General features: G+C 58.3%; 12 protein-coding genes. 3 read left to right on the top strand and 9 right to left on the bottom strand.

Annotation, left to right across the window (positions count from 1 at the left end):
* Positions 1–42: 42 nt before the first annotated feature.
* On the bottom strand, positions 43–1,776 hold the full coding sequence (locus JIF53_RS14405; protein ID WP_199453038.1) for an EAL domain-containing protein: 1,734 nt from the start codon (positions 1,774–1,776) through the stop codon (positions 43–45).
* A gap of 146 nt (positions 1,777–1,922) precedes the next feature.
* Here JIF53_RS14405 and rep point away from each other — a divergent pair, with 146 nt between their 5' ends.
* Positions 1,923–3,941, top strand: coding sequence for a DNA helicase Rep (rep, locus tag JIF53_RS14400; RefSeq protein ID WP_011784007.1), 2,019 nt, complete (start codon positions 1,923–1,925; stop codon positions 3,939–3,941).
* Positions 3,942–3,991: 50 nt separating this feature from the next.
* Here rep and JIF53_RS14395 read toward each other — a convergent pair whose 3' ends face one another.
* Complete coding sequence (locus tag JIF53_RS14395) at positions 3,992–4,405, bottom strand: c-type cytochrome (RefSeq protein ID WP_041654495.1); 414 nt, start codon at positions 4,403–4,405, stop codon at positions 3,992–3,994.
* A gap of 197 nt (positions 4,406–4,602) precedes the next feature.
* Here JIF53_RS14395 and JIF53_RS14390 point away from each other — a divergent pair, with 197 nt between their 5' ends.
* Positions 4,603–4,944 (top strand): hypothetical protein, encoded by a 342-nt coding sequence (locus JIF53_RS14390; RefSeq protein WP_011784005.1) that lies wholly within the window; start codon positions 4,603–4,605, stop codon positions 4,942–4,944.
* A 9-nt stretch (positions 4,945–4,953) separates the two neighbouring features.
* Complete coding sequence (locus tag JIF53_RS14385) at positions 4,954–6,051, top strand: phospholipase A (protein ID WP_011784004.1); 1,098 nt, start codon at positions 4,954–4,956, stop codon at positions 6,049–6,051.
* Between the two features lie 166 nt (positions 6,052–6,217).
* Here JIF53_RS14385 and JIF53_RS14380 read toward each other — a convergent pair whose 3' ends face one another.
* The 7 genes from JIF53_RS14380 to JIF53_RS14350 all read right to left on the bottom strand — a co-directional run bounded on the left by JIF53_RS14380 (position 6,218) and on the right by JIF53_RS14350 (position 12,927).
* Positions 6,218–7,570, bottom strand: coding sequence for a phosphomannomutase/phosphoglucomutase (locus JIF53_RS14380; RefSeq protein WP_011784003.1), 1,353 nt, complete (start codon positions 7,568–7,570; stop codon positions 6,218–6,220).
* 180 nt (positions 7,571–7,750) lie between these two features.
* Entirely contained in the window at positions 7,751–8,227 is a 477-nt protein-coding gene (bfr, locus tag JIF53_RS14375; protein WP_011784002.1) for a bacterioferritin, read from the bottom strand.
* Between the two features lie 116 nt (positions 8,228–8,343).
* Positions 8,344–8,550, bottom strand: a complete 207-nt coding sequence (locus JIF53_RS14370) for a bacterioferritin-associated ferredoxin (protein WP_011784001.1) — start codon at positions 8,548–8,550, stop codon at positions 8,344–8,346.
* 99 nt (positions 8,551–8,649) lie between these two features.
* Positions 8,650–9,939 carry a Xaa-Pro dipeptidase gene (pepQ, locus tag JIF53_RS14365; protein ID WP_011784000.1) on the bottom strand — a complete coding sequence of 430 codons (1,290 nt, stop codon included), beginning with the start codon at positions 9,937–9,939 and terminating at the stop codon, positions 8,650–8,652.
* Position 9,940: 1 nt separating this feature from the next.
* The gene (locus JIF53_RS14360) at positions 9,941–10,846 is read right to left on the bottom strand and encodes a LysR family transcriptional regulator (RefSeq protein ID WP_011783999.1); all 906 of its coding nucleotides are present in this window, start codon (positions 10,844–10,846) and stop codon (positions 9,941–9,943) included.
* Positions 10,847–10,921: 75 nt separating this feature from the next.
* Positions 10,922–11,932 (bottom strand): ABC transporter ATP-binding protein, encoded by a 1,011-nt coding sequence (locus JIF53_RS14355; RefSeq protein ID WP_014420321.1) that lies wholly within the window; start codon positions 11,930–11,932, stop codon positions 10,922–10,924.
* Entirely contained in the window at positions 11,929–12,927 is a 999-nt protein-coding gene (locus tag JIF53_RS14350; protein ID WP_023008397.1) for an ABC transporter ATP-binding protein, read from the bottom strand. Before JIF53_RS14350 ends, JIF53_RS14355 begins: the two co-directional genes overlap by 4 nt.
* Between the last annotated feature and the right edge of the window lie 3 nt (positions 12,928–12,930).

The raw sequence follows: 12,930 nt of genomic DNA, 5'->3' as shown, positions 1-12,930 counted from the left end.
TCTGGTATCGCATTCGGAATTAATGCGCAAAGGTACAGCGGCTTACTTCTGCAGGCAAGCGGACTGGTTCTGGCGGTTCATGAATTGCACCAGATCGTTCCAGGGCATCGGGCGGGCGTAATAGTAGCCCTGGATTTCGTCGCAGTGTTGCTGGCGCAGGAATTCCAGCTGGCCTTCGGTTTCCACCCCTTCGGCCACCACGCTGATCTGCAGGCTGTGAGCCAGACTGATAATGGCCCGGATAATATGCTCGGCATCGGCAGACTGGCCCAGTTCCTGGACAAAAGACTTGTCGATCTTCACCAGCGAGATTGGCAGGTGCTGCAGATTGCTCAGGGAGGAAAAGCCGGTACCGAAATCGTCCAGCGCAAAACTGATGCCCAACTGATTGAGCTCCCGCAGGCAGCGCTGGGCGTATTCCGGATCGTGCATCATGGCACTTTCGGTCAGCTCCAGCTCCAGCAGGCTGGTATCGACGTTGGCATTGAAGATGATACGAAAGATGGTTTCGGTCATCTTGCGATCGTGGAACTGCCGGAACGACAGGTTGACCGCAAACACCAGTCCGGGAAAGCCCAGCTCGTTGGATTCCTGCAAGCGCTTGCAGGCCTGCTCGATAACCCAGTAGCCGATGGGCACAATCAGACCACTGCGCTCGGCCACCGGGATAAACTCATCGGGACCCACCAGGCCGCGCTCCGGATGATTCCAGCGCAGCAGGCATTCGACCCCTCGCACCTCCTCCGTCGCCAGGTCAATCCGGGGCTGATAATACAGCTCCAGTTCCTTGCCCCTCAGGGCATTGCGAAGGTCAGCTTCGAGCCTGAGCTGATAGCCAGCAGAAATGTGCAGCTGTCGATCGTAAAACCGGTAACTGGTACCCGGATCGCGTTTGGCCTCGAACATCGCCCGGTTGGCCCGGCGGAGCAGCTCTTCCGGGCTGTCACCGGCCTCCGGATAGGTCGCTACGCCCAGACTGGCACTGACCACCACATTCTGGCCATCCACCGTCACCGGCTCATCCAGTGCCGAGACCACCTTGCGGATGATCTGGGTGATATCCAGCGAGTCTTCCACCTTCTCGACTATGATGGCCAGCTCATCACCACCGATGCGCATCAACGAATCCACCCGTCGCAGCTTCTGCCTCAGCCGATCGGCCAGCCGCAGCATTAAATGATCGCTTTTCTGGTAACCAAAGGATTCGTTGATGTTACGGAAATCATCGATATTCAGGTGCAACAGAGCCAGGCGATGATTCGCCCGCTCGGCCCTCAGCACCGCCTGCTGTAGCCGATCGAAGAACAGGTCGCGATTGATGAAGCCGGTGGCCACTTCACGGCCAAGCTGGCCATTTGTCGACTGCGTGAGCTGGGAGCGGTACCACAGGCATTTAATGGAGCGCCGGAAATTCCAGGGATCTAACTCACGGCGGCTCAGATAGTCCGATGCACCATTTTCAACCAGGTACCGGGCTTTTTCTCCGCAGGATTCGGCGCTCATGGCCAGAATGGGTTTGTCCTCACTGGATACCGACAGATATTGCAGAAACGACGCTTCCGAGCCGCCATGGAACACGCAGTCCCACACGATCACATCGAAGCTGGCGTTGGAAATAAGATCATCACAGTCCACCAGATCCGGGCACCAGGTGGCGTCACTGCAGATTTCGGAATCATCCGCGAGCATGGCGCTGAACCAGAGATAGTCGGCGTATTCCGGTGTCAGCACCAGAAGGCGCAAACAATCAGGCCTGGTGTCGGTGGGCAGTGTCATCTGGTGAGATCCATATATCGGTACAGAACAGCGTAGTCCATTACATAAAGAATAGCTGATAGATCGGCAAGGTACAGCATGCTGGCCTGGTGTAGAATAGCCAGACGCTAAAAACCCATGCCCCGTTCCCCTTTGGCACCAACACTGTGAACAAGCTCAATCCCAGACAACATGAAGCGGTACGCTACGCCGACGGCCCCCTGCTGGTGCTGGCCGGTGCCGGCAGCGGCAAAACCAGCGTGATTACCCGCAAGATTGCCTATCTGATTGAGGAACTGGGCATTCCGGGGCGACACATCGCCGCAGTCACCTTTACTAACAAAGCCGCCCGGGAGATGAAAGAGCGTGTGGGCCGTATTGTCGACCGGGGCAAAACCCGGGGCCTGATCGTATCAACATTTCACAATCTTGGCCTGAACATGATCCGGGAGGAGCACACCCACCTGGGCTACCACCCAGGCTTCTCCATTTTCGACGCCGAAGATGCCAAGGCGCTGCTGCAGGATCTGATGATGCGCGAAGCCAGCGCCGAGGCCGGCGACGAGCTGAACGATGTGCAGATGACCATCTCGTCCTGGAAAAACGCCATGCGCAGCCCTGCGGAGGCCTACAGCAAAGCGGCAGACGAGCGTGAGCAGCGCATTGCCATCGTTTACAAGCACTACAACGAATACCTGAAAGCCTACAACGCGGTGGATTTCGACGACCTGATTCTGCTGCCGGTGCAGCTGTTCCGGGACAACCCGGAAGTGCTTGCCAAGTGGCGCCGGAAAATCCGCTACATGCTGGTGGATGAGTACCAGGACACCAACGTGTGCCAGTACGAGCTGGTGAAACAGCTGGTGGCCGAGCGGGCGGCGTTTACCGTGGTGGGCGATGACGACCAGTCCATCTACGCCTGGCGCGGCGCCCGGCCGGAGAACCTGGCCCAGTTGAAAGATGATTTCCCGAGCCTGAAGATCGTCAAACTGGAGCAGAACTACCGCTCCACCAGCCGGATCCTGCGATGCGCCAACACAGTGATCGCCAACAACCCCCACGTGTTTGAGAAGGCGCTGTGGAGTGACCACACCATAGGCGAGGAAATCCGCATCATCCGCTGCCGCAACGAAGATGCCGAAACCGAGCGGGTGGCCACCGAGATCCTCGATCAGAAGCTGAAAAACGGCCTCGACTTCAGGGACTTCGCAGTCCTTTACCGGGGCAACCACCAGGCACGGCTGCTGGAAATGAAACTGCAGGCCTACCAGATTCCCTACCGCATCTCCGGCGGTCAGTCGTTTTTCTCCAAGAACGAGATCAAGGATGCGATGTCGTACCTGCGGCTGATGATCAACCCGGACGACGATGCGGCCTTCCTGCGGGTGGTGAACGTGCCGCGCCGGGAGATTGGCCCGCGCACCCTGGAACAGTTAAGTCACTATGCCCGGTCACGCAATGTCAGTCTGTTCAAGGCCCTGGGGGATATGGGGGCGGAAACCCACGTCACCGAGAAAGGTCTGGACCGACTGAGACGGTTCGCCCACTGGGTCGACAAAACCTGCGAGCGCCTGTTCTCGGAAGACCCGATCCCGGTCATCAAACAGTTATTCACAGACATCGAGTACGAAGAGTGGCTGCACCAGCATTCCGGTAGCCCGAAACAGGCCGAACGCCGGATGGAGAACATCTGGTACCTGGTGGAGTCGATCCAGCGCATGCTGGACGACGGCAAGGGCACCGCCGACGAAATCGGCATTGAGGACGCCATCGCCAAGCTGGTACTGCGGGACATGATGGAGCAGCGGGAAGAGGAAGACGACAGCGACAAGGTTCAGTTGCTGACTCTGCACGCTTCCAAGGGGCTGGAGTTTCCCCATGTGTTCATTATGGGCCTGGAGGAAGAGATTCTGCCGCACCGCAGCAGCATCGAGGAAGGCAACATTGAGGAAGAGCGCCGCCTGATGTACGTGGGCATTACCCGGGCCAGGGAAACCCTGGCGCTGACTTACGCGGCTTCCCGAAAACAATACGGGGAAAAACTGGAGACCATTCCCAGCCGCTTTCTGGATGAGTTGCCGGAAGAGGATGTGAAATGGGAAGGACTGGGCGACCAGGACAAAGAAGCGAACCAGAAAAAGGGCAAGGCGACTCTCAGCGCCCTGATTGGCGATCTGGGCCTGTAGAAACAACAAACCCCGCTCGGGGCGGGGTTTGTCAGGTCGTTACAGATTGCTTACTTGCTCTGCTCAACCATATGCTCAACGGCAGCGGTGATTTCCTCATCCGGGCAGTTGGCACAGCCACCTTTGGCCGGCATGGCATTGAAGCCATTGATGGCGTGATCAATCAGGGTATCGATACCCTTCTCAATGCGCGGAGCCCAGGCAGCGGCATCGCCAATGACCGGAGCGCCGGCTGCGCCGGTGGTATGACACGCCATGCACACGGCGTCGTAGACTTCACTGCCAGAACGCGGGCCGGAGCTGGCTGTCTCAGCAGGTGCAGCAGCCTCGCCACACTCTTCACCCTGCAGACACACTTCGCCCACCGGCTTGATGCGCTCGCGGATTTCGTCTTCAACACTTGCCACTGCGGCGCCGGCGGCCAGGCCAAAACCAAGCAGAACAACAGCCAGGACTCTCTTCATCTTCACAATGCACCTCGCATTTGAGCGTTATAATCTTTCGGTCGCCGCATTATAGCGATTGAGCCTCCGCAAAAAAACCAGAGAGCAAAATCAGAATTTGATTTCAACCATTTTAATGACAGTTTCGTAGGTTGTAGCTCCTTTGCCATGGATTCCGGTTACCATAGCGTTCATTCACTCAAACCCAGAGTCGCCGCATGAACCAACAGCAACAGACGACCCCGGACAAGCGCCGAAAAACCTTACTGATCCTGGAGTTTTCCAGCCTGGCGGTACTGCTGATCTCGATGGCCTGGTTCAGCAACCAGTCAAGCGATGGCACCCCGCTTTCTGCCGGCTGGCTGCTGATTCCGGCGTTTGCCAGCCTGGGCGTTTTTCTGAGTTTTATCGGGTTGATGTATCTACGCTGGGTCGCCTCGGCGAACGACCAGCGCCGCCCCCGCCATCGCGCGATCTTCGCCCTGCTGACCCTCACCCTGCTTGGGGTCTGGATTTACGGCATTGCCAACACCTGGATAAGCCTGAGTACCGCCCAATAAGGAGCCCCCATGACCCCCAGCCTCAAGCTGCTACCCCTGATTCTGTTGGGCACGGCCAATCTGGTTGTTGCCCAGGATCGGCCAGAGGAACCCGATGTTAACTGCGCGCTGATCAAGGAAGGTGTGCAACGGCTGGCCTGCTATGACGCCAAGTACAACCCTCAGGCCGAGCGTGACCAGGCCAGCGAGGAACAGCTGGAAGAAGCCGAGGCGGATGCAGAGGAACTGGTGGCCGACAAGAAAACCCGGGAGAAGATCGTGGGTAATGCCCTGGAAGACGATCCTGATGACGGGGTGATGGCCGCGCTGGTGGACAACTATCTTTCTGCCGAGCGGGCGATCTTCTCGTTTACCGGCAGTTTCGTGACTCATCAGCCCAATTACATTCTGCCGATCACCTGGGTGGACGACCCCAATGCCTTGCCCGCAAGCCCGCGACTGGGAGCTATCGATTATGACTACAACCTGGAAAACGAGGAAGCCAAGTACCAGATCAGCTTCAAGGTTCCGTTGCTGACGGGCATTTTCGACGACCGCACAACCTTCTGGTTTGGCTACACCCAGAAATCCTTCTGGCAGGTCTACAACCAGGATGAATCGGCGCCTTTCCGGGAGACCAACTATGAGCCGGAGCTGTTTTTCAGGCACGCCCTGAACTGGGATCTCGGTCCCGGTACGCTCAGTGCGGTGTCGGTGGGCTTTAATCACCAGTCAAACGGACAGCCTGACCCCCGGTCCCGGAGCTGGAACCGGATTATGGGTTCCGTTGCCTATAGTGTGGATCGCTGGCTGTTTATGGTTCAGCCCTGGTATCGCTTGCCGGAAAACAGCAGCAGCGACGACAACGAAGACATAGAGAGCTATCTGGGCCACGCCAGTTATCACGCGGTTTACAAGCTGACGGAAGATCGGACGTTTTCTTTGAAGCTGCTGAATAATCTGAGGTCGGATAACCGGACGTCGGTGGAGTTCGGGTACAGCTTTCCCATGGGGGATACGCTGAAGGGGTTCTTCCAGTATTACAACGGTTATGGGGAGAGCCTGATTGACTATAACGAGCGGATTGAGCGGGTCGGGTTTGGCATTATGCTGAATGACTGGCTCTAGGCGCTGGTGCAAGACCAGGATGGCGGTACCCCCTTCTGAAACACGCTCCTTCGGCACATCCTTGTGACGCTTGAGCTCCGCCATCCCTGGCTCCGCACAGTTCCATAAGGGGGTACCGCCACCCTGGCCCCACAAACTTCAGGGGCCTTCTAACACTGCCAGCCTTTTAAACGTTCAGCCTTTTCATTTCTTCCAGCAGTTCTTCAGTTTTCGCTTCCATCAACGCTTTATCTCCACGGGCCTCAACATTCAGGCGAACCACCGGTTCAGTGTTGGACATGCGCAGGTTGAAGCGCCAGTTGTCGAATTCCACGCTCAGGCCGTCTACATGGCTGACGGATTTCGCGCCCACGCCGTACCTGGCTTCGATGGCGGCGATAACTTTCGGGGGGTCGCTGATGGTGCGGTTGATTTCACCGCTGGCCGGGTAGGCTTCGATGCGGGCGTCGATCAGGGATGACAGGGTCTGGCCGCTCTGGCACAGGCGTTCGGCCACGAGCAGCCAGGGAATCATGCCGCTGTCGCAGTAGGCGAAGTCGCGGAAGTAGTGGTGGGCGCTCATTTCGCCACCATAAACGGCGTCTTCGTCGCGCATTCTCTGTTTGATGAAGGCGTGGCCAGTCTTGCTTTCGATGGCTTCGCCGCCAGCAGCTTCAACCAGATCCAGAGTGTTCCAGGTCAGGCGGGGATCGTGAATGACTTTGCCGCCACCGGTCTTGCGCAGGAACTGGTCCGCCAGCAGGCCGACGATGTAGTAGCCTTCGATGAAGCGGCCGGTTTCGTCGAAGAAGAAGCAGCGGTCGTAGTCGCCGTCCCAGGCAATGCCCATGGCGGCGCCATTCTGGAGTACGGCATCGGCAGTCGCGGAGCGGTTTTCCGGCAGGATCGGGTTGGGCACACCATTCGGGAAGTGACCATCGGCTTCGTGATGAACCTTGATGAAGTCGAACGGCAGATGCTGTTCCAGTTCGTCGATCACCAGGCCAGCACCACCGTTGCCGGCATTACAGACGATGGTCATGGGTTTCAGTGAGCCAGCATCAATATAGCCCAGCAGATGGTCGACGTACGCGCTCATTACTTCCAGGGTTTCGTATTTGCCCTGCTCTGCGGCGTCAAAGAACGGTTCCAGCACCCGGTCCCGGATGTCGTTCAGGCCGTTGTCCGAACTGATCGGCCGGGATTCCGGGCCCACCATTTTCATGCCGTTGTGGTCTTTGGGGTTGTGGCTGGCGGTGACCATGATGCCGCCGTCCATCTGGTAGTGACTGGTGGCAAAGTACACCTGTTCGGTGCCGCACAGGCCAATATCAAACACATCGGCGCCGGCCGCCATCAGGCCGGAGCTCAACGCGTCGGCGATTTCGGGGCTGGACAGCCGGATGTCGTAACCGACGATGACTTTTTTGGCGCCGGTGATTTCAACGTAGGCACGGCCGATTTTCTCAGCCAGGATTGGGTTTAGCTGGTCAGGTACTCGGCCACGCAGGTCGTAGGCTTTGAAGCAGGACAGGTCCATTTCAGTCTCCGGAGTGGTTTATTAACCGCGTTGGGCCAGCATATCTGGCCAATCTGGGCGACCATTCTACCTGTTTCGACAGACAATCGGGGAAGCACCCGGAAAAAGGCAGGGGGAACAGAGTGGAGAGAAAGCGCCACCGGCCCGCAGAGTGAGCCGGTGGCCGGAAAGCCGGGGAGTTTACTCAGCAGCTGCCGACTGCAGCTGGATATAGTTCTGGATGCCCATCTGGGAAATCATTTCGAGCTGGGTTTCGAGCCAGTCGATGTGCTCTTCCTCGCTGTCGAGGATGCTCCGGAACAGTTCACGGCTGGCAAAGTCCTGAACCTGCTCGCAGTAGATGATGGCTTCTTTCAGGTCTGTGTGCGCGGTGTGCTCAAGCTTGAGATCGCACTCGATCATTTCCTGAACATTCTCGCCAATCAGCAATTTGTTCAGATCCTGCAGATTTGGCAGGCCCTCAAGGAAGAGAATTCGCTCGATCAGCTGATCGGCGTGTTTCATTTCATCGATGGATTCTTCGTATTCTTTCGCCGCGAGCTTGGTGATACCCCAGTCTTTGTACATTCTCGAATGCAGGAAGTACTGGTTGATGGCCGTCAGCTCGTTGGCGAGGACCTTGTTCAGATGCTGGATGACTTTTTTGTCGCCTTTCATAACCGGATTCCTTGTGTCGCGAAAGCGTTAATTCACAAGGATAGTCGGTTTAACGGCAATAAAAAATCACGGATGGGAAAGAGGTGCAATTGCAGTATGTGGACAGGCCCGCCCGCTCAGGCGGGTTGCGCCAGCATATTGGCGAGCGCCATATAATCCGGTGACCGGGACTCTTTCAGAATTTCCCGGGCAGTGCAGGCGCAACGACCGCACTGGCGACCGACGCCAAGTTCCTTGCCGAGCTGGCGCATGGAACTGACACCGCTTTCAGCGGCTTCGCGGATTTCTCTGTCTGTTACCCCGTAACACAGGCAAACGTACATAGGGCGCTCTCACTAACAGCAATAAAGTTAGTGATAATTATTGTTATTAACAAACAGGATTGCAACCCTTTTGCAGTCAGTTTTTGTAGTAAAAAGTGACTATTCGCATTCTCGCGTTAAGTTCCGGGCCCCGGCCGCTGTGACCACCACATTATCTTCAATCCGGATTCCACCACAGCTCTTCAGTTCATCAATCAGCGCCCGGTTCAGATACTGGGCTTCAGGCCCGTTCAGCAAAGGCTCCAGCAGCGATGGAATAAAATAGAGCCCCGGCTCGATGGTGACCACCATGCCGGCTTCCAGGGTGCGGGTCAGGCGCAGGAACGGCGCATCTTCCGGGGACGGCGTCGGTTTGCCGGCGACATCGTGCACCTGAATGCCCAGAAAATGCCCTATGCCATGGGGAAAGAACGCCCGGGTAATGCCCTGCTCCACCATGGCTTCATCCGCTAAACCGGACACCAGCCCCGAAGCTGATAGCAGGGTCGCAATGCCCAGGTGAGCCTTGCGGTGAATGTCCACGTAGTCCACGCCGGGCGACACCATCTCGCATAGCCGCAGCTGCAGTTTCTCCAGCCCGTGAACCAGCGCGGTGAATCTCGGCTCATCCGGCCCGGCGGTGGTGCGGGTTATATCTGAACAGTAGCCACGGTAGCGCACCCCGGCATCAATCAGCAGACTGCGGGGCCGGCGGGGAGGCTTCAGGTCGTAGTACTGGTAGTGCAGTGTGCCGGCATGTTCGTTCAATCCGATGATGCTGTGATAAGGCGCCTCCACTTCCCGCTGGCCGGTGGCCTGCTGGTAGGCGAGATTGATACCGAATTCGCTGTCGCCGGCCAGAAACGCCTCTCTGGCCGCCCTGTGACCAGCCAGGGCGATCCGGTTAGCGTGTGCCAGGCATTCAATTTCGTAAGGAGTTTTGCGCACGCGGGCTTCTTCCACGGCTGCCACCAGTGCCGCCGGGTTATGATCTCCCGGCACGCCATCCAGCACCAGCGGATCACCGATTACCACCAGCCGCCCCGGGCTATCGAGCTCCGGGGCGCCAGATTGCTGCCGGCTGCGCACGTCTACAACCTCTAGCCAGGGTTCTTCAGCCATCACCGGGTTGGCGTGCCAGAAGTCCACCGGCTGGTATAGCCAGAGCACCGGTTTCTGGCCGGGCCGAACCAACAGCCAGCTGTGCTCCTGGCCAGCCAGCCCGGTCCAGTGCAAAAACGGGCCGAAGCCCTGAAATACATAGGCCTGATCATCCCGATACCGGTAGGGCGCCGCGCCCGAGGCAATCAGCAGGCTGTCATAACCGTGATCAGCCATGGCCCGTTCGTACCGGTTCTGCAGCTCACGGATGTGGGCAGGCTGCAGGTCGAGGATGTCTTGATTTGGCATATCAGGTTTCCAGTTGTTTCCAGAGATTCAGTATGTCGTCTGAGCGGGCGTCACTCAGGCGGATCAAACGTATTTCCAGCGGTACGTCCCAGCGCTCATCACCAGCCCGTACCAGGCGCCCAAACTGTTCGCTTTTTTCCGTCATCCGCTTGGGCAACCAGCCCATGCCGAAGCCCTGTTTGACCAGGGCCTTGATGCTCGCGGACTGGGTATTCTCGTTCAGTGGTAAAAGATTCGCCGGCAGCTTGCCGCGTTGCAGATGCCCGTCGATAGCCGACTGCAAAAAACCACGGCTGTGGTAGGCAATCAGAGGCACAGGCTGTTCATTGGTGCCCGGCAACCGGTAACGGGGCTCGCCCTGCTCATTGGCGATACTGACCGGCACCAGTGCTTCCCTGCCGATGGTCTGCCACTGAAACTTGTCACTGGCCAGGCGATCCCCCCAGGGCAAATCCGGGTGCCAGTAACACAACACCAGGTCACATTCGCCGCTTTCCAGGGCATCCAGAAACTGCTCCCCCACCCAGTTGGTGGCGGTCAGGTTCAGTTGAAGGCGCTCGGCAATGCCCATCTCCGTCGCCCAACCCTGATAGAAATGCGAAAACAGCCCCTGGGTAGAACCAACGCTGATGCGGGCAGACGCTTCCGCATCCAGAGCGGCTATCCGGTCCCGGGTGTCCCGGACCTCCCGGGTGATGCGTTCACACAGTTCCTGAAACACTTCTCCGGCCGGGGTCAGGGACAATGGCAGAGTCTGCCGATTGATCAGGGTGGTGCCCATGGATTCCTCCAGCAGCTTGATGCGCCGGCTGAACGTAGGCTGGCTCACGTGCTGCTGTTCGGCAGCCCGTGAGAAGTGGCGCGTGCGGGCAAGCGCCAGAAAGTCTTCCAGCCAGCGTATTTCCATGGGAACCCCTGAGGTTTGGCAATGATCACAACCGGTACGTTGCTGCAGGCATGATAGCCTATGCGCGCCCGGCCGTTACAAACGCCCTTCCTCAACGGCGTGACAGGCCACCTGCGCCCCGCCGTCGGTGGCGATCAGCTGTGGAACTTCCTGCCGGCAACGCTCATTGGCATAGGGGCAGCGGCCGTGGAACACGCACCCCGAGGGCAGATTCACCGGCGTGGGCACCTCGCCCTGAAGGCGAATGTGATTGGGCCGGTCATCCTCGAGTTTCGGGATGGCCGACAGCAACGCCTGGGTATAGGGATGCCGGGGCATGGCGAACAGGGTTTTGGTGTCTGCCAGCTCACACACCCGGCCCAGGTACATGACGGCCACCCGGGTACCGAAGTGTTCTACCACCGCGAGATCGTGGGTAATGAACAGGTAGGTCAGACCACGGCTTTCCTGGGCATCCATCAACAGATTCAGCACCTGGGCCTGGATAGACACATCCAGGGCCGAGATGGGCTCATCGGCAACGATAAATTCCGGGTCCACCGCCAGGGCGCGGGCAATGGCAATCCGCTGGCGCTGACCACCGGAAAACTCGTGGCCAAAGCGACTGCCCCAGTCCGGGTCGATACCCACCGAATGCATCACTTCGTGAATCTTGTCCCGCACCTGAACCGGGGACCAGTCCGGATGGTGGAAACGGATCGGCTCTTCCAGGGTCTGCTGAATCGTCATTCGCGGATTCAGGGAAGCATAGGGATTCTGGAAGATCATCTGCATCTTGCGGCGGTAGGGCAGCGCAGCCTTACCTTCCAGATTATCAATCCGCTGGCCGCCATAGTGGATTTCTCCAGCGCTCGGCGAGAGCAACCCCATCACGGTGCGGGCGACGGTGGATTTGCCACAACCGGACTCACCGACCACACACAACGCCTCGCCCTTCTGCACCTCCAGGTTCACACCATTGATGGCGTGCACCGCTTCCTGTTTGCGGCGCAAACGCCCACCTTCAAACCGGAGCTGTTCAAGGAAGCTGCCCGAGAGGTCAAAACGTTTTTCCAGACCGCGGATACTTACCAGAGGGGAGGTCATGATTCGGCCTCCTGCATGCGTTTCTCCTGCTCAATCAGGTTGGCAACTTCGTAACAGGCGACGTCAACGTTGCCGGAACGCACATATTCCGGCATGGCGCGCTTGCACTGGTCGGTGGCGAAGTTGCAGCGGGGATGGAACGGGCAACCCGAAGGCACATTCTTCAGGGATGGCATGGAGCCCGGTATCTGGAACAGCCGCGCTCCCGGCTCACCCATCTGGGGCAGCGCGTTGATCAGCCCCTGGGTGTAGGGATGCTGGGCATCGTTGATGATTTCCCGGGTCGGGCCCTGTTCGATGATCCGGCCGGAGTACATGACCAGCATGCGCTGGGTCACCTGCGAGACCACACCGAGATCGTGGGTGATCAGCATCAGCGCCACGTTTTCCTGCTCACACAGGTTCAGCAGCAGGTCCATGATCTCGGCCTGGATGGTCACATCCAGGGCGGTCGTGGGTTCATCGGCAATAATGATTTCCGGGTCCAACAGCAGGGCGATGGCAATGATCACCCGCTGGCGCATGCCCCCTGACAATTCATGTGGATACTGGTCCAGCCGCTTTTCCGGCGAGGGAATCTGCACTTTCTGCAGGCGATCCAGGGCAATGGCCCTCGCCTCTTTCTTGCTGATCTTCCGGTGTGCCAGGATCGCCTCCACCATCTGGGTGCCGATGGTGAGCACCGGGTTCAGGGTCATCATCGGATCCTGGAAAATCATGGCGATGCGGTTGCCACGAATTTTGCGCAGCTCCCGCTCGCTCATGGCGGCCAGGTCTTTGCCTTCAAACAGAATCTGGCCACCGGCGATATAACCGGGCTTGGCAATCAGGTTCAGGATAGAGAAGGCCGCCACTGATTTACCGGCACCGGATTCACCCACCAGGCCCAGCCGCTCGCCCTTGTCCAGGCTGAAACTAATACGACGCAGGGCGGTCAGATCGCCACCGCGCACCGCGAAACGTACATCCAGGTTTTTCACTTCCAACAGTGCCATGGT

Source organism: Marinobacter sp. bablab_jr008 (assembly GCF_016464145.1).
Classification (GTDB): Bacteria; Pseudomonadota; Gammaproteobacteria; order Pseudomonadales; family Oleiphilaceae; genus Marinobacter; species Marinobacter nauticus.
Note: the sequence above shows the minus strand (reverse complement) of the source record. Positions and strands in the feature narration are given on the sequence as shown.